Annotated in this window: 14 protein-coding genes; 8 read left to right on the forward strand and 6 right to left on the reverse strand. The window is 62.2% G+C overall.

Going from position 1 to position 16,859, the window contains the following annotated elements:
* Positions 1–31 precede the first annotated feature (31 nt).
* From ACIPO9_RS03990 to gcvP, 5 genes are all read left to right on the forward strand, one after another.
* Positions 32–1,033, forward strand: a complete 1,002-nt coding sequence (locus ACIPO9_RS03990) for an extracellular solute-binding protein (RefSeq protein WP_400778974.1) — start codon at positions 32–34, stop codon at positions 1,031–1,033.
* A 126-nt stretch (positions 1,034–1,159) separates the two neighbouring features.
* Positions 1,160–2,776 (forward strand): ABC transporter permease, encoded by a 1,617-nt coding sequence (locus ACIPO9_RS03995; protein ID WP_400778976.1) that lies wholly within the window; start codon positions 1,160–1,162, stop codon positions 2,774–2,776.
* Between the two features lie 156 nt (positions 2,777–2,932).
* The gene (gene gcvT, locus ACIPO9_RS04000) at positions 2,933–4,015 is read left to right on the forward strand and encodes a glycine cleavage system aminomethyltransferase GcvT (RefSeq protein WP_400778978.1); all 1,083 of its coding nucleotides are present in this window, start codon (positions 2,933–2,935) and stop codon (positions 4,013–4,015) included.
* Between the two features lie 69 nt (positions 4,016–4,084).
* Entirely contained in the window at positions 4,085–4,471 is a 387-nt protein-coding gene (gene gcvH, locus ACIPO9_RS04005) for a glycine cleavage system protein GcvH (protein WP_274132992.1), read from the forward strand.
* 205 nt (positions 4,472–4,676) lie between these two features.
* On the forward strand, positions 4,677–7,550 hold the full coding sequence (gene gcvP, locus ACIPO9_RS04010) for an aminomethyl-transferring glycine dehydrogenase (RefSeq protein WP_400778980.1): 2,874 nt from the start codon (positions 4,677–4,679) through the stop codon (positions 7,548–7,550).
* A 111-nt stretch (positions 7,551–7,661) separates the two neighbouring features.
* Here the strand turns inward: gcvP and ACIPO9_RS04015 are convergent, their stop codons facing one another.
* The 5 genes from ACIPO9_RS04015 to ACIPO9_RS04035 all read right to left on the reverse strand — a co-directional run bounded on the left by ACIPO9_RS04015 (position 7,662) and on the right by ACIPO9_RS04035 (position 11,796).
* Positions 7,662–7,979, reverse strand: coding sequence for a DUF2388 domain-containing protein (locus tag ACIPO9_RS04015; RefSeq protein WP_274136770.1), 318 nt, complete (start codon positions 7,977–7,979; stop codon positions 7,662–7,664).
* A gap of 76 nt (positions 7,980–8,055) precedes the next feature.
* Positions 8,056–8,502, reverse strand: coding sequence for an NfeD family protein (locus ACIPO9_RS04020; RefSeq protein ID WP_274136771.1), 447 nt, complete (start codon positions 8,500–8,502; stop codon positions 8,056–8,058).
* A 3-nt stretch (positions 8,503–8,505) separates the two neighbouring features.
* The gene (locus ACIPO9_RS04025; protein WP_274136772.1) at positions 8,506–9,459 is read right to left on the reverse strand and encodes an SPFH domain-containing protein; all 954 of its coding nucleotides are present in this window, start codon (positions 9,457–9,459) and stop codon (positions 8,506–8,508) included.
* 92 nt (positions 9,460–9,551) lie between these two features.
* Positions 9,552–11,336 carry a GspE/PulE family protein gene (locus tag ACIPO9_RS04030; RefSeq protein ID WP_274136773.1) on the reverse strand — a complete coding sequence of 595 codons (1,785 nt, stop codon included), beginning with the start codon at positions 11,334–11,336 and terminating at the stop codon, positions 9,552–9,554.
* Positions 11,337–11,448: 112 nt separating this feature from the next.
* On the reverse strand, positions 11,449–11,796 hold the full coding sequence (locus ACIPO9_RS04035) for a hypothetical protein (protein ID WP_400606000.1): 348 nt from the start codon (positions 11,794–11,796) through the stop codon (positions 11,449–11,451).
* A gap of 162 nt (positions 11,797–11,958) precedes the next feature.
* On the opposite strand from ACIPO9_RS04035, the gene ACIPO9_RS04040 reads away from it, so the two are divergent.
* Positions 11,959–12,429: an Lrp/AsnC family transcriptional regulator gene (locus ACIPO9_RS04040; protein ID WP_400778982.1), complete on the forward strand. Its 471-nt coding sequence runs from the start codon at positions 11,959–11,961 to the stop codon at positions 12,427–12,429.
* 178 nt (positions 12,430–12,607) lie between these two features.
* On the opposite strand, the gene ACIPO9_RS04045 is transcribed toward ACIPO9_RS04040, so the two are convergent.
* Positions 12,608–13,975 carry an inorganic triphosphatase gene (locus ACIPO9_RS04045; protein ID WP_400778984.1) on the reverse strand — a complete coding sequence of 456 codons (1,368 nt, stop codon included), beginning with the start codon at positions 13,973–13,975 and terminating at the stop codon, positions 12,608–12,610.
* A gap of 160 nt (positions 13,976–14,135) precedes the next feature.
* Here ACIPO9_RS04045 and argE point away from each other — a divergent pair, with 160 nt between their 5' ends.
* Together argE and argA are read left to right on the forward strand one after the other, a co-directional pair.
* A complete protein-coding gene (gene argE, locus ACIPO9_RS04050) occupies positions 14,136–15,284 on the forward strand; it encodes an acetylornithine deacetylase (RefSeq protein ID WP_400778986.1) in 1,149 nt (382 codons plus the stop codon).
* Positions 15,285–15,447: 163 nt separating this feature from the next.
* The gene (argA, locus tag ACIPO9_RS04055; protein WP_274136778.1) at positions 15,448–16,746 is read left to right on the forward strand and encodes an amino-acid N-acetyltransferase; all 1,299 of its coding nucleotides are present in this window, start codon (positions 15,448–15,450) and stop codon (positions 16,744–16,746) included.
* Positions 16,747–16,859: the final 113 nt, after the last annotated feature.

Raw genomic sequence — 16,859 nt, forward strand, 5'->3', positions numbered from 1 at the left:
TCGCCTCATTCCGCAAAGACGAGACCTCAGCATGCAGGCGAGCAAGCGACTTCTGGCTGCCCTGGCATTGGCCGTGCTCGGCAATACCGCCCAGGCTGCCGACGAAGTGGTGGTGTATTCCTCCCGTATCGATGAACTGATCAAACCCGTATTCGACGCCTACACCGCCAAGACCGGCGTGAAGGTGAAGTTCATCACCGACAAGGAAGCGCCGCTGATGCAGCGCATCAAGGCCGAAGGGCAGAACGCGACCGCCGACCTGCTGCTCACCGTTGATGCCGGCAACCTCTGGCAGGCCGAACAGATGGGCATCCTGCAGCCGTTCACCTCGCCTGTGATCGACAGCAACATCCCGCCGCAATATCGCTCCTCCACTCACAGTTGGACCGGCCTGAGCCTGCGCGCGCGGACCATTGCCTACTCCACGGACCGGGTCAAACCTGAAGAGCTGACCACCTACGAAGCTCTGGCTGACAAACAGTGGGAAGGCCGCCTGTGCCTGCGCACCGCCAAGAAGGTCTACAACCAGTCGCTGACCGCCACGCTGATCGAAACCCACGGCGCCGAGGCTTCGGAGAAGATCCTCAAGGGTTGGGTCAACAACCTGTCCACCGACGTATTTTCCGATGACATCGCCGTGCTTGAGGCGATCAACGCCGGGCAGTGCGACGTCGGCGTGGTCAACACCTACTACTATGGCCGCCTGCACAAGCAGAACCCGGACCTGGCCGTGCGTCTGTTCTGGCCGAACCAGTCGGACCGTGGCGTGCACGTGAACCTCTCGGGCATCGGCCTGACCAAATACGCACCGCACCCGGAGGCCGCCAAGGCACTGGTGGAGTGGATGACCGGGCCTGAGGCACAAACCATTTTCTCCGGCACCAACCAGGAATTCCCGGCCAACCCGAACGTCGCGCCATCGGAAGAGGTCGCGAGCTGGGGGTCGTTCAAGGCCGACACCATCCCCGTGGAAGTCGCCGGCCGCCGCCAGGCCGAAGCAATCCGCATGATGGATCGCGCTGGCTGGAATTAACGAACACGCCTGTAGGAGCGCGCTTGCCCGCGACGGCGGAGTGTCTGACGTTACATCTTCAGATGACACACCGCAGTCGCGGGCAAGCGCGCTCCTAAAGGTCCTGGTAAATCTGAGATATTCCCCTTGGCCCATCCCGCCCAGCGTCGCTGGTACCCCCTGGTCTTCACCATCGCCGCACTGGTGCTTCTGCCGCTGAGCGTGTTGCTGTTCTCCTGGCAGACCATCGATCACGAAATCTGGTTCCATCTGTGGGAAACCCAGATGCCGCGCCTGTTGGGCAATACCCTGACACTGGTGCTGGGCGTGGGCGTGGGCGTCACGCTGTTGGGCGTCAGCCTCGCCTGGCTGACGGCCCTGTGCGAGTTTCCCGGCAGGCGCTGGCTCGACTGGGCGCTGATGCTGCCCTTTGCCATTCCTGCCTACGTGCTGGCCTTCGTCTTTGTTGGCCTGCTGGACTTCGCAGGCCCGGTGCAAACCCTGATGCGCGAGTGGTTCGGCAGCGGTCTGCGCCTGCCACGGGTGCGTTCGACCGGGGGCGTGATCATCGTTCTGGTGCTGGTGTTCTATCCCTACGTCTACCTGCTGGCGCGCACCGCGTTTCTCGCCCAGGGCAAGGGCTTGATGGAGGCGGCGCGAATTCTCGGGCAATCGCCCTGGCAGGCGTTCTGGCGAGTGGCATTGCCCATGGCGCGGCCTGCGATTGGCGCCGGTGTGGCACTGGCGTTGATGGAAACCCTGGCCGACTTCGGCGCGGTCTCGGTGTTCAACTTCGACACCTTCACCACCGCGATCTACAAGACCTGGTACGGCTTCTTCAGCCTGTCGAGCGCGGCGCAACTGGCGAGCCTGCTGCTGCTCGCGGTGATGCTGGTGCTGTACGGCGAGCAACGGGCGCGGGGCGCCAGCCGGCCGAGTAACGAGCGACCCAGGGTCAAGGCGCTGTATCACCTGAAGGGCATCAAGGCGCTGGCGGCCAGTGGCTGGTGTGGCCTGGTGTTCGCCTGCGCATTCGTGGTGCCGCTGCTGCAGTTGATCGTCTGGGTCTGGCAGCGCGGGCGGTTCGACCTGGATGAACGCTACACCGGGTTGATTGTTCACACCCTGTATCTTGGAGGGATCGCGGCGCTGGTGACCGTGAGCGTGGCGATGATCCTGGCGTTCGCCCGTCGCCTGGCACCGACCCGCGCCATCCGCTCGGGCGTGAGCCTGGCCAATATCGGGTACGCGTTGCCGGGCTCGGTGCTGGCGGTGTCGATCATGCTCGCGTTCAGTTACCTGGATCGTGAACTGGTGGTGCCCCTTTCCACCTGGCTGGGCGGGGCGGGCAAACCGCTGCTGCTGGGCAGCCTTGCCGCCCTGGTGCTGGCGTATCTGGTGCGCTTCATTGCCGTGGCCTACGGGCCGCTGGAAAGCAGCCTGGCGCGCATTCGCCCGTCATTGCCGGAAGCTGCCCGCAGCCTTGGTGTCAGTGGGCCACGTTTGTTTTTCAAAATTTATCTGCCGCTGCTGGTGCCGGGGACCCTGAGCGCTGCGCTGCTGGTGTTCGTCGATGTGCTCAAGGAAATGCCCGCCACCCTGCTGATGCGCCCGTTTGGCTGGGACACACTGGCGGTGCGGATTTTCGAAATGACCAGCGAAGGCGAGTGGGCGCGTGCCGCTTTGCCGGCGCTTACGTTGGTCCTGGTCGGTTTACTACCGGTAATTGGCCTAATCAGACGTTCGGCCAGACCCATCGGCTAGGTGCGGGGTCACAGCCTTGCGGCTACAATGCGCCGCAATCGACGTGGTCTGTCAGACAATTCTGCAAGTTCGCAAAGGTTTCATACCCCAAGTCACGGGGGACTTGCCTGCGTTCTGACCGATTGCGTCTTCGCCAAGCCCGGAAGGAGGAACCCCATGGGACAGCGTACGCCCCTATTCGACTTGCACCTCGCGCTCGGCGCGAAGCTGGTCGATTTTGGTGGTTGGGATATGCCGTTGCACTACGGCTCGCAGGTCGAGGAACACCATCAGGTGCGCCGCGATTGCGGGATTTTCGATGTGTCGCACATGCATGTCATCGATGTGTCGGGCAGTGGCGCCAAGCCCTGGCTGCAACATCTGCTGGCTAACGACGTCGGCAGATTGCAAAGCCCGGGACGCGCCCTCTACAGCGCCATGCTCGACACCCGCGGCGGTATTGTCGACGACATGATCGTCTACCTGACCGAAGACGGTTATCGTCTGGTGGTCAACGCCGCCACCGGTGCCAAGGACATGGCCTGGATGAACGCTCATCTGGCCGGCTTCGATGTGCAACTGACCCACCGTTCGGAACTTGCGATGCTGGCCATTCAAGGCCCCCACGCACGGCACAAGATCGCCGAACTGGTGACCCAGGCCCGCGCCGAACTTATCCACACCCTCAAGCCATTTGAAGGTCGCCAGCAAGGCGACTGGTTCATCGCGCGCACCGGCTACACCGGCGAAGACGGACTGGAAATCATCCTGCCGAGCGATCAGGCCTGCAGCTTCTTCAACGACATGGTCGGCGCCGGCATCTCGCCGATCGGCCTCGGCGCCCGCGACACATTGCGCCTTGAAGCCGGTATGAACCTTTACGGTCAGGAAATCGACGAACAGGTTTCACCGCTGATCTCCAACATGGCCTGGACCGTGGCGTGGACGCCCGAGGACCGTGAGTTCATCGGCCGCAAGGCGCTTGAGGCGGAAAAGGCCAAAGGCGTGGAATCGAGGCTGGTGGGGCTGGTGCTGGAAGAACGTGGTGTTCTTCGCGCCCATCAGGTCGTCCGAATAGCGGAAGTTGGCGAAGGAGAGATCACCAGTGGTAGTTTCTCTCCTACGCTAAGCAAGTCGATTGCGCTGGCGCGCGTACCGATGGCGACTGGCGACCGTGCCGAGGTGGAGATTCGCGGCAAGTGGTACCCGGTCCGAGTGGTTCAGCCGACGTTCGTGCGCCACGGCAAGGCCTTGATCTGACCTTTGTTTTTGCAAGCCATCCCTGGCGGGTTTCTCCGCTGACCTGATGATGTATAGAGGATAAAAAATATGAGCAATATTCCCGCCGACCTGCGTTTTGCCGAAAGCCACGAGTGGGCGCGTCTGGAAGCTGATGGCACCGTGACCGTGGGTATCAGTGACCACGCGCAGGAAGCGCTGGGTGACGTGGTGTTCGTTGAACTGGCCGAAGTCGGCAAGACCTTCGCAGCAGGCGATCAGGCGGGCGTCGTTGAGTCGGTGAAAGCCGCTTCCGACATCTATTCGCCGATTGCCGGTGAAGTCATCGCGGTCAACGACGAGCTGGACGGCTCCCCTGAGTCGCTCAACAGCGACCCGTACGGCGCCTGGATCTTCAAGCTCAAGCCAGCCAATGCCCAGGCCGACCTGGACAAACTGCTGGACGCTGCCGGCTACAAGGCCGCCATCGGCGAGTAAGCCGTGCTCTTGTAGGAGCGCGCTTGCCCGCGACTGCGGTGTGTCAGATCTCTAGTAGTGGCCTGACACACCGCCTTCGCGGGCAAGCGCGCTCCTACGGTGTAATCACGGCGTTGGACTTTTCTCCACACAACCGCCAATCCCTTTCTAGACTCTAAAGCTCTGCCCGTTGCGGCTTTAGTCGTCCAAAAAGAGAGAGGCCGTCATGTCTACGTCGCCATCCCTTGGCCAGTTACACGACCCCAACAGCTTTCTGCGTCGCCACCTTGGCCCCGATGCCGCCGAGCAGCAGGCCATGCTCGACGCCCTTGGCGTTGCCAGCCGAACCGAATTGATCGAACAAACGGTGCCGCCGGCCATCCGTTTCAATCGCGCACTGGACTTGCCTGCCGCCTTGAGCGAAGAAGCCGCCCTGGCCAAACTCAAGGCCCACGCCGAGCGCAACCAGATCTGGACCAGCCTCATCGGCATGGGCTACCACGGCACCCTCACGCCCAACGTCATCCTGCGCAACGTGTTGGAAAATCCTGGCTGGTACACCGCCTACACGCCTTATCAGCCTGAAATCGCCCAGGGCCGGCTCGAGGCACTGCTCAATTTCCAGCAGATGACCATCGACCTCACGGGCCTGGCCATGGCCAACGCCTCCCTGCTCGATGAAGCCACTGCCGCAGCCGAAGCCATGGCGCTGTCCCGGCGCATCTCGAAATCCAAAAGCAACACCTTCTTCGTCGACCAAAACTGCCATCCCCAGACCCTGTCCGTGGTGCAAACCCGCGCCGAAGGCTTCGGTTTCGAGCTGGTGGTCGATGCTGTGGATAACCTCGCCAGCCACCAGGTGTTCGGCGCGCTGCTGCAATACCCCGACACTCACGGCGAGATCCGCGACCTCAAGCCCTTGATCGAACAATTGCACGCGCAACAGGCGCTGGCCTGCGTGGCGGCGGACCTGTTGAGCCTGTTGCTGCTGACGCCGCCCGGTGAAATGGGCGCCGATGTGGTGTTCGGCTCTTCGCAGCGCTTCGGGGTGCCCATGGGCTACGGCGGGCCTCATGCAGCCTATTTTGCCTGTCGGGAGGAGTTCAAGCGGGGGATTCCGGGGCGCATCATCGGCGTCTCCAAGGATGCACGGGGCAATGTCGCGCTGCGCATGGCCCTGCAGACCCGCGAGCAACATATCCGTCGCGAGAAGGCCAACTCCAACATCTGTACCGCGCAGGTGTTGCTGGCCAATATCGCCAGTTTTTATGCGGTGTACCACGGCCCCGAAGGCCTGAAACGCATCGCACAGCGGGTGCATCGTCTGACCGCCATTCTCGCCGCAGGCCTCGAACGCAAAGGCGTGAAGCGACTCAACCAGCACTTCTTCGACACCCTGACTCTGGACGTCGGCGGCGCGCAGACGGCGATTCTGGAAAGTGCCAGCGCGGCGCGCTTCAACCTGCGGATTCTTGGCGAAGGCAGGCTGGGCGTGAGCCTGGACGAAAGCTGCGATGAGCACACGGTGGATAAGCTGCTGGATATCTTCTGCGGCGCCGATCATGGACTGAACGTCGCCGATCTTGATGCCGAGGCGCTGGGCGACGGCATTCCCGCCAGCCTCACGCGCACCTCGCCCTATCTGACCCACCCGGTGTTCAGCGCCCATCACAGCGAAACCGAGATGCTGCGCTACCTCAAGCAACTGGAAAACAAGGATCTGGCCCTCAACCAGTCGATGATCCCGCTGGGCTCCTGCACCATGAAGCTCAACGCTACCAGTGAAATGATCCCCATCACCTGGCCTGCATTCGCCAACCTGCATCCTTTCGCGCCGGTGGAGCAGGCCACGGGCTACAAGGCGATGATCGATGAGCTGGAATCCTGGTTGTGCGCGATCACAGGGTTCGATGCGATCTGCATGCAACCCAACTCCGGCGCTCAGGGCGAATACGCGGGGCTATTGGCGATTCACAAGTACCATGAGAGCCGCAAGCAGGGGCAGCGGGACATCTGCCTGATTCCGTCATCGGCCCACGGCACCAACCCGGCGTCGGCGCAGATGGCGGGCATGCGGGTGGTGATCGTCGAGTGTGACGATGCCGGTAACGTCGATCTGGAGGACCTGAAAGCCAAGGCCCAGGAGGCCGGGGACAAGCTGTCCTGCCTGATGGCGACCTATCCCTCGACCCACGGTGTTTACGAGGAAGGCATGCGTGATATCTGCGAGGTTATCCACAAGCACGGCGGGCAGGTGTACATGGACGGCGCGAACCTCAACGCGCAGGTCGGGTTGGCGAGGCCAGCGGACATCGGCGCCGATGTCTCGCACATGAACCTGCACAAGACCTTTTGCATTCCCCATGGCGGCGGCGGGCCGGGCATGGGGCCGATCGGGGTGAGGGCGCACCTGGCGCCGTTCGTGGCCAACCATCCGGTGATCCCGCTGGAGGGGCCCAACGCGCAGAACACGGCAGTCAGTGCCGCGCCCTGGGGCAGTGCGAGTATCTTGCCGATCAGCTGGATGTACATCGCGATGATGGGGCCGCAACTGGCCGACGCCAGTGAGGTGGCGATTCTTGCCGCGAACTACCTGGCGCAGCAGCTCACCGGCGCGTTTCCTGTGCTTTATACCGGGCGCAATGATCGTGTGGCCCATGAGTGCATCATCGACTTGCGGCCGATCAAGGCTGACACCGGCATCAGTGAGGAGGACGTCGCCAAGCGTCTCATGGACTACGGATTCCATGCGCCGACCATGTCGTTTCCGGTGCCGGGGACGCTGATGATCGAGCCAACGGAAAGCGAATCCAAGGCCGAACTGGATCGCTTCATCGAGGCGATGCTGAGCATTCGTGCGGAGATCACTCAGGTGCAGAAGGGCGTCTGGCCGGCCGAAGACAACCCGCTCAAGCGTGCGCCGCATACCCTGGAAGACGTCATCAATGGATGGGACAGGCCGTACACCCTTGCCGAGGCGATCACGCCGACCGCGCACACCCGTCAGCACAAGTACTGGCCAGCGGTGAATCGGGTCGACAATGTCTACGGGGATCGAAACCTGTTCTGCGCCTGTGTGCCGGTGGATGATTACCGGTGAGGCAAGGGTGACACTGGGTATCCGTAGCAGCACGGCTTGCCGGCGGGGGCGTCCTTGATATCGCCCCCGCCGGCAAGCCGTGCTGCTACATGTATGCGTGTGGTCTGAAAATTACTCTTCAGCAACGAGATTCTTCGCCAGAATCGCGTTGGCCAGGTCCATGTCCGAGGCGTTCAGGCCTGGGTTGTCCTTGCGTACCTGGTCCAGCGCTGCTTCCAGGTATGGGCCACGGATTGCGCCATCGCTGGCGACGAAGCTACCGGCGTCATCCTGAGCCGCAACGATCAGCTTGTGGTGGCGGAACGTGAGGTACGTCGAGCCAGTGGTGGCGCCGGACGAAATGATGTCTCGCAGAAAGCCGTCAGCCATGGCTGAACCGACCGGCAGGGAGAGCAGGGCTAACGTGGCTACAGCAAGTTTAAGACGCATGACGGGTTACTCCGACTTTGGTTGTTCTGAAATGATTTGATACGCCCAAGGTCGATGTAGTTCCATTTCGCCCCACTCATACTGCTTCCACTTTGAGGATCGCGCCGTCCTGGGCGATCACCTTGACCTGCATGCCCACGGCGGTATCCGGCCCTACGACCATCCATACGCCATCGCCCACCTTGATCTTGCCGCGACCGCCGACGATGGCGTCGTGAACGGTGAAAGTGCGGCCGATCAGCTCCGAACCTCGCATGTTCAAACCTGGCTGGTCGGACTTGCGCAACACGCTGCGCTGGCGTCGCCACCAGTACAGCGCAGTCAGCACCGACAGCACGGCGAACAGCAGGAACTGCACCTCCCAGCTCATTGCCGGGATGATGTAGGTGAGAATTCCGACGCCCGCCGCGGCCACGCCAATCCAGAGCAGATAACCGCCTGCACCGAACACTTCCAGGATCAGCAGGACGGTGCCCAGCCCGAGCCAGTCCCAGAACGACAGATTTTGCAGGTAGTCCCACATGGCTCAGACTCGCTTGCCGGCTTCAGGCCTGCTCTTGTCGGCAGCGCCTTTGTCGAAGGTGGCCTTGACGATTTCACCGATACCGCCGACCGCGCCGATCATCTGGCTGGCTTCCAGTGGCATGAGGATGACTTTGCTGTTGTTGGCTGCCGCGAGCCTGCCCAGCGCGTCGATGTATTTTTGTGCAACGAAGTAGTTGATCGCCTGCACATCACCGGCGGCAATGGCTTCGGATACCACCTGGGTCGCACGGGCCTCGGCTTCGGCCTGCCGCTCGCGGGCTTCGGACTCCAGGAAAGCGGCCTGGCGTTCGCCTTCTGCCTCCAGGATCTGCGCCTGTTTCTTGCCTTCGGCGGTGAGAATCGCCGAGGCGCGCAGGCCTTCGGCTTCGAGAATCTGTGCGCGCTTGATCCGTTCGGCTTTCATCTGGCCGCTCATGGCTGCCATCAGGTCGGCAGGCGGACTGATGTCCTTGATCTCGATGCGGGTGATCTTGATGCCCCATGGCGCGGTGGCTTCATCGACGATGCGCAACAGGCGCTCGTTGATCGAGTCTCGCTGGCTGAGCATGGCGTCCAGTTCCATGGAGCCGAGTACGGTACGGATGTTGGTTTGCAGCAGGTTGCGGATCGCGTGCTGCAGATTGTTCACTTCGTATGCAGCCTGGGCGCAGTTGACCACCTGATAAAAACAGACGGCGTCGATCTGCACCGTGGCGTTATCGGAGGTGATGACTTCCTGTGGGGGGATGTCGAGCACGGTCTCCATCATGTTGACCTTGTGTCCGACGCGGTCCATCACCGGCACGATGATGTTAAGGCCCGGCTTCAGGGTGTTGGTGTAGCGGCCAAAGCGTTCGACCGTCCATTGATAGCCCTGCGGCACCACCTTGAAACCCATGAACACGATGGCGATGGCCAAGGCGACGAAGAGTAAAACCACACTACCGATTTGCATAACCTATCCCTGTTGAACAATGGTTGGAGTTCTGTACCGATTCTACCCTGTGTAGTGGCGATAAACATTGGGGGAACGTGGCGGGGTGTTGCCTAGCGCTGTTCGCTCTGAGGCGTGACGCGCAGCACTTCTTCGACGGTGGTCATGCCGGACGAAACCTTTTGCGCACCCGACAGGCGCAGGCTGCGCATGCCGTCCTTGAAGGCCTGCCGGCGTAGGGCCGTGAGGTCCAGGTCGGCGGTGATCAGGGATTTGACCGCATCGGACATCAACATGATTTCGTAGACCCCCGCACGCCCGCGATACCCCGTGTCGCGGCACTCAGCGCAGCCAACCGCGCGATGGGCGCCGCTCGGCACCGGCGCCTGCCACGGTCGGGTCAGGGTCTGCCAATCCACTTCATCAAGCTCGATGGGCGCCTTGCAATGGGGGCACAAGGTACGCACCAGACGCTGGGCCATCACGCCAAGAATCGTCGCCTTGAGCAGGTAATGCGGCACGCCCAGTTCCAGCAGGCGGCTGATTGCGCTCGGCGCGTCGTTGGTGTGCAGGGTCGACAGCACCAGGTGCCCTGTCAGCGCGGCCTGAATCGCCATTTCGGCGGTTTCCAGGTCGCGAATCTCGCCGATCATGATGATGTCCGGGTCCTGCCGCATCAGCGCGCGCACGCCACTGGCGAAGGTCAGGTCGATATTGTGCTGGACCTGCATCTGGTTGAAGGCCGGCTCCACCATCTCGATAGGGTCTTCGATGGTGCAGAGGTTGACCTCCGACGTCGCCAGCTTCTTGAGCGTGGTGTAGAGCGTGGTGGTCTTGCCGGAACCGGTCGGGCCGGTCACCAGGATGATGCCGTTGGGCTGATAGGTCATGCCCTCCCAGCGCCGCAGATCGTCACCGGAGAAGCCCAACTGGTCGAAATCCTTGAGCAGCACTTCGGGGTCGAAGATCCGCATCACCATCTTCTCGCCGAATGCGGTAGGCAAGGTCGAAAGTCGCAGCTCCACTTCGCCGCCGTCGGGCGTCTTGGTCTTGACCCGGCCGTCCTGCGGCTTGCGCTTCTCGGCAACGTTCATCCGGCCCAGGCTTTTCAGGCGGCTGGTCACCGCCATCGTCACCTGCGGCGGGAACTGATAGACATTGTGCAGCACGCCGTCGATGCGAAAGCGCACCGTGCCGGCTTCCCGGCGTGGCTCGATGTGGATGTCACTGGCGCGCTGCTGGTAGGCGTACTGGAACAGCCAGTCGACGATGTTGACGATGTGCGCGTCGTTGGCGTCGGGCTCCTGATCGCTGGCGCCGAGCTTGAGCAACTGCTCGAAGTTGCCCAGCGAGCTGACTTTCTGGTCGGTGGCGCTGGCACCGCTGACCGACTTGGCCAACCGGTAGAACTCGACCGCCAGCTTCTGCACGTCGGCCGGGTTGGCGACCACGCGCTTGATCGGCATTTTCAGCACGTGCATCAGGTCCGCTTCCCAGGCTTTCACGTAGGGCTGGGCGCTGGCGATGGTCACGGCTTCGCGATCCACGGCCACTGCGAGAATCTTGTGACGCTGCGCAAAGGCGTAGGACATCAGCGGCGTGACGGCCGCGACGTTGATCTTCAGCGGGTCGATGCGCATGTAGGGCTGGCCGGATTGCTCGGCCAGCCAGGCCGTGAGGGTTTCCAGGTCGAGCTTCTTGCCGGGGCGACGCAGGTTGTCGAACTGCTGCGCCGCGATGAATTCCAGCGGGTGGGTTTGCAGGTTCTGCGCAGTGCGACGCAGGGTCAGCGCGTATTCGGCGTTGTCCTGGTCGAGGTATCCCTGCGCGACGAGATCGCGCAGGACTTCATTCAGATCCAGCCAGCGGTCCTGGGAAGATGAGGCAAGGACGGACATGCGGGCTCCTTTGGACGAGACGGCTTACTTCGTTGGTAAGCAAGAGTAGTCCCAAGCGTGCCAGTTGTTGCGTCCTGCAGGTAGTGAAGCGTTGCCAATATTTTCAGCGTACTCAACCGACCGCCAGTGAGACGGGCTCGGATAGGACGTGAAAATCCTCCATCGGTTCCAGTTCCACTGAACAAACATTGATCAGATTGCGCATTTTTTCACCAATCACCTGGGCTCGGTGCCACGTCAGCCCGTCGACTTCCGCCTGGATCATCAGCATGCCTTCCTGCTGCAACACGCTGACTTGTTGCGGAATCAGGTATTGCATGGCGAACAGGTTCAGCACCCGGCAGATCAGGTCTGGCTCGGCCTCGGCAAGGATCTGGTAACGCGAACGGCAGTGGGCATTGCTGACGGACCAGGCATCGTGACGAAGCGGCGCGGCGTTGACGGCTTGCAGGTGGGACATGCTGAACTCTCCTGTTTTCGCTGTCCGATGGGCTGACGGCAGCGAGCTGTTTGAGTGAGAGAAAGTCTTGCATGCTGAAACGGGAATTTCTGGTCTATGATCGGTTGATCAACGGCCATTTCGACTAGATTATGCGTCGATTGTTGAATCCGAGAATATCCTATGCAAATTGAACTGGATGCCTATGACCGCAAGATCCTGGCGCTGCTGCAGGAGGACGCTTCGCTGTCCAGCGCGCAGATCGCCGAGCAGGTGGGCCTGTCCCAGTCGCCGTGCTGGCGCAGGATTCAGCGGTTGAAGGATGAGGGGGTTATCCGGCGCCAGGTGACGCTGCTGGATCGCAAGAAGATCGGCCTGAATACGCAGATCTTCGCCGAAGTGAAGCTCAACGCCCACGGACGTTCGAATTTCACCGAATTCACCGAGGCGATTCGCGGCTTTCCGGAAGTGCTGGAGTGTTACGTGCTGATGGGGGCGGTGGACTTTCTGCTGCGCATCGTCACGCCGGACATCGAGGCGTACGAGCGGTTTTTCTTCGAAAAGCTGTCGCTGGTGCCGGGGATTCAGGAGGTGAACTCGACGGTGGCGCTGTCGGAGATCAAATCGACCACGAGTCTGCCCGTGTCCCGGTAACCTCTGTAGGAGCGCGCTTGCCCGCGATGGCGGTGGATCAGTTGGAGGTTGCCTGACTGATTCACCACCTCTCCTGTAGGAGTGAGCTTGCTCGCGATCGCGGCGTATCAGTCACCATTTCCGAATCTGACACTCTGCAATCGCGAGCAAGCTCACTCCTACAGGGGTTTGGCGTTGCTTAGATCTTCAGCAGCGTCTTCCACGCCTTGCTTTGCAGCACGGTAATGGTCTGCTGTTCGCGGGCATCGAGGACTTCGTCGGTGATGTCCAGCTGCGCCAACTCTTCAAGCTTGTTCAGCTCGCCGTACAGGCGGTCAAGTTCCGGCAGTTCCAGGGTCTGGCGGGCGCGGTGCAGCCAGACCTGGATGCGCTCGATGCGTGGCAACTGCTCGGCCAGGTCTTCAGGCTGCTGCTGATAGCGCGCAAGGTTCAGCGCGGTGGCTTCATCGCCCAGGAAGCGCGGCAGCCAGCTGCTGAGCATCGCGTTGCCCTGGCGGTTGCCACGGTTGGTGCGCTCCACGGTCCAGCTGCGCTCCATCAGCCAACGCGAGGTGGTCAGCGAGAACAGGCCCCAGCGGGGGTCTTCCAGCTCTTCGATGAACTGCTCGTGGGCGGCAGCACGGACATCAGGATCGTCCTGGCCGGCCTGCACCAGCGTGCGCCAGTCTTCGAGCAGGGCGTCCAGCGCCGCGCGCAGGTCGTGGGTCAAGGCGCGTGGGGCGGCCTGGCCCAGGCTGCCGGTGAGGGCACGCAGCTCGGCGAGCATCTGCACCCAGTCTTGCAGCAGGCTCCAGTGACCGTTGAAGCGGTATTGCTCGGCCAGACGCTGGCTGCTGCCCAGCAGGAACCAGGCCAGCGCGCTGTAGGCATCGTCCATGGAGGTTTCGGCGTGCAGCTCGGGAACCGGCAGCTTGATCGAGTAGCTGCTGGCGTCGAACAGGCGATAACCGCGCTCGGCCTTGCTGATGTCGCATGGCATCAGTGGCAGCTTCTCGGCAAGCTCGGCGGCCAGTTCCAGCAGGGCGGCCGGTTCGCCTTCGCGCAGTTCCAGCTCCAGCTCGCAGATTTCTTCCTTCTGCTTGCCGACGATCACGTTGCCCAGGTCCAGCGCCGCCTCGATCACCACCTTGGACTTGCCACGGCCCCAGGCAATCTCGGCCTTTTCGCGGACGAAATCGGTGGTGAACAGCGGCTTGATGGTCTTCTTGTCCAGGTCGGCCAGTTGCTCGGGCCAGCATTCGCCGTCGAGCTTCTTCAAGTCCAGCTTGGCCTTGGGCAGGTCCCAGTTGTACTCGTTGCGCTCGGACAGGCCGGCAACGCTCTGGCCGCGGGTCTTGAGGGTCTGGATGATCGCGTCGCCGTCACGGCGCAGGCGCAGGGCGACCTTGGCGTGAGCCAGTTCGCGCTCTGGGGTGTCGAAGTACTGGTTGAACAGCTCCAGACGCTCCCAGCCGCTCTTGTTGCGTTTCTTTAGCAGCGGGTGCTCGCGCAAGGCGGTGAGGGTTTCGCGGCTGACGCGGAGTTTGATTTCGGTTTCTTTCTGCATGGCCGGAGAATCCAGGAGCTGTATGACTGATAACAGGAGACGCAGCCGGAATCGACACAGCTGCGTGGGTCGTGCAGTGTACAGGACATCACCCGTGACCGTTTATTCCAGCTGCTCGAACACCCTATGATGTTCGACAACCTGCACCCAGGAGTCGCCTATGCCATTGCCGTCCATGAAAGAGCAGTTCGCGGCCCTGATCGCCGCGCCTTCGGTGAGCTGCACGCAACCTGCGCTGGATCAGTCCAACCGCGCCGTCATCGACCTGCTGGCCACCTGGCTTGGCGATCTGGGTTTTGCCTGCGACATCCAGCAGGTCAGCCCTGGCAAATTCAACCTGCTGGCCACCTACGGCAGCGGCCCCGGCGGCCTGGTGCTGTCGGGCCACAGTGACACCGTGCCCTATGACGATGCGCTGTGGAAGACCGATCCGCTGAAGCTGACAGAAGTCGACGGCAACTGGGTAGGACTGGGTAGCTGTGACATGAAAGGCTTTTTCGCGCTGGCGATCGAGGCCCTGCAACCCTTGCTGGACAAGCCGTTCAAGCAGCCGCTCATCATCCTGGCGACCTGCGACGAGGAGAGCTCGATGTCCGGCGCCAAGGCCCTCGCAGCGGCCGGTGGCGTGCTGGGCCGCGCTGCGGTGATCGGCGAGCCCACGGGCCTAAAGCCGATTCGCCTGCACAAGGGCGTGATGATGGAGCGCATCGAGATTCTGGGCCGCAGTGGCCATTCGTCGGATCCGAGCCTTGGCCACAGCGCCCTTGAAGCGATGTATGACGCCATCGGCGCCCTCAAGGGCCTGCGCCAGCAGTGGCAGACGCAGTTCAGCAACCCACAGTTCAGCGTTCCGCAACCGACCATGAACTTCGGCTGCATCCACGGTGGCGACAACCCCAACCGCATTTGCGGCCAGTGTTCACTGGAGTTCGACCTGCGCCCGCTGCCGGGCATGGACCCGGAAATGCTGCGCGCCGCCATTCGCCAGAAGCTGCAACCCTTGGCCAAACAGCATCAGGTGCAGATCGACTACGCGCCGTTGTTCGCCGAAGTCTCGCCGTTCGAGCAAAGCGCCGATGCGGAACTGGTGCGGGTGGCCGAGCGTCTGACAGGGCATACCGCAGAAGCGGTGGCATTTGGCACTGAAGCGCCTTATCTTCAGCGCCTGGGCTGTGAAACCATCGTGTTGGGCCCGGGAGACATCGCCTGCGCGCACCAGCCCGGCGAATATCTCGAAATGTCACGTTTGCAGCCTACAGTGCGTCTACTGCGTGAATTGATCCAGCATTACTGCCTGGCTACACCTTGAATGCGGCCCTTGAATGCTGTCCATTGAGTGCTGTCACCTGAGCCAGCCAGAACCCAGAACCAGAAGGAGACTACGCGTGTTGCGATGCCTGTTCCGACGATAAAGCTCATGCCGCTGTGAGTGTTTTCACCCTTCGTCCATTTTTCTACAGGCCCTTTTGAAGATGCCCGATTACGTCAATTGGCTACGCCACGCGTCTCCCTATATCAATGCTCACCGCGACTGCACCTTTATCGTCCTGCTGCCGGGGGACGGCGTCGCGCACCCCAACTTCGGCAACATCGTCCATGACCTGGTGCTGCTGCACAGCCTGGGCGTGCGTCTGGTGCTGGTCCACGGTTCGCGCCCGCAAATCGAAAGCCGCCTGGAAGCGCGGGGCATCACCCCGCATTTCCACCGCGACCTGCGGGTGACCGACTCGGCCACGCTGGAATGCGTGATCGATGCGGTCGGCGCGCTGCGTATCGCCATCGAGGCCCGGCTGTCGATGGATATGGCTGCTTCGCCCATGCAGGGCTCGCGCCTGCGGGTGACCGGTGGCAATTTCGTCACGGCGCGCCCGATTGGCGTGCTCGAAGGCGTCGACTATCAGCACACCGGCGAGGTGCGCCGCATCGACCGCAAGGGTATCAATCGCCTGCTCGATGAGCGTTCCATCGTGCTGCTGTCGCCCTTGGGCTATTCGCCAACGGGCGAGATTTTCAACCTGGCCTGCGAAGACGTCGCGACCCGCGCGGCGGTCGATCTGGGGGCGGAGAAGCTGCTGCTGTTCGGCGCTGAATCCGGCCTGATGGACGAGCAGGGCCGGCTGGTGCGTGAATTGCGCCCGCAGCAAGTACCGGCGCACCTTCAGCGTCTGGGCAACAACTATCAGGCCGAGTTGCTGGATGCGGCGGCCCAGGCCTGCCGTGGTGGCGTGGCCCGCAGCCACATCGTCAGTTATGTCGAGGATGGCGCGCTGTTGTCCGAGCTGTTCACCCGCGCCGGTGGCGGTACGCTGGTCGCCCAGGAGCAGTTCGAACTGGTGCGCGAGGCGTCGATTGGCGATGTGGGCGGCCTGATCGACCTTATCACCCCGCTGGAAGAGCAGGGCATTCTGGTGCGCCGCTCCCGCGAGGTGCTGGAGCGCGAGATCGAGCAGTTCAGTGTGGTCGAACGCGAAGGGCTGATCATTGCCTGTGCGGCGCTGTATCCGATTGCCGATTCCGAGGCGGGGGAGCTGGCGTGTCTGGCGGTGAATCCTGAGTACCGCCACGGCGGACGCGGCGATGAGTTGCTCGAACGCATCGAGGAGCGGGCGCGGGCCCAGGGCCTCAAGACCCTTTTCGTGCTCACCACCCGCACCGCGCACTGGTTCCGCGAGCGGGGCTTCGAGCCAAGCAGCGTGGACCGCCTGCCAAGTGCGCGGGCGTCGCTGTACAACTATCAGCGTAATTCGAAGATTTTCGAGAAGGCGATCTGACGAAGAAGTGATTCCAGGCCGGGTCAATCACCTGGTTTGGAATATGGCCCTTGTAGGAGCGCGCTTGCCCGCGACTGCGATTTTGCCGGGCACATCGTCGGTGCCTGACACTC

Source organism: Pseudomonas sp. NPDC090203, from assembly GCF_044746765.1.
Classification (GTDB): domain Bacteria; phylum Pseudomonadota; class Gammaproteobacteria; order Pseudomonadales; family Pseudomonadaceae; genus Aquipseudomonas; species Aquipseudomonas putida_AD.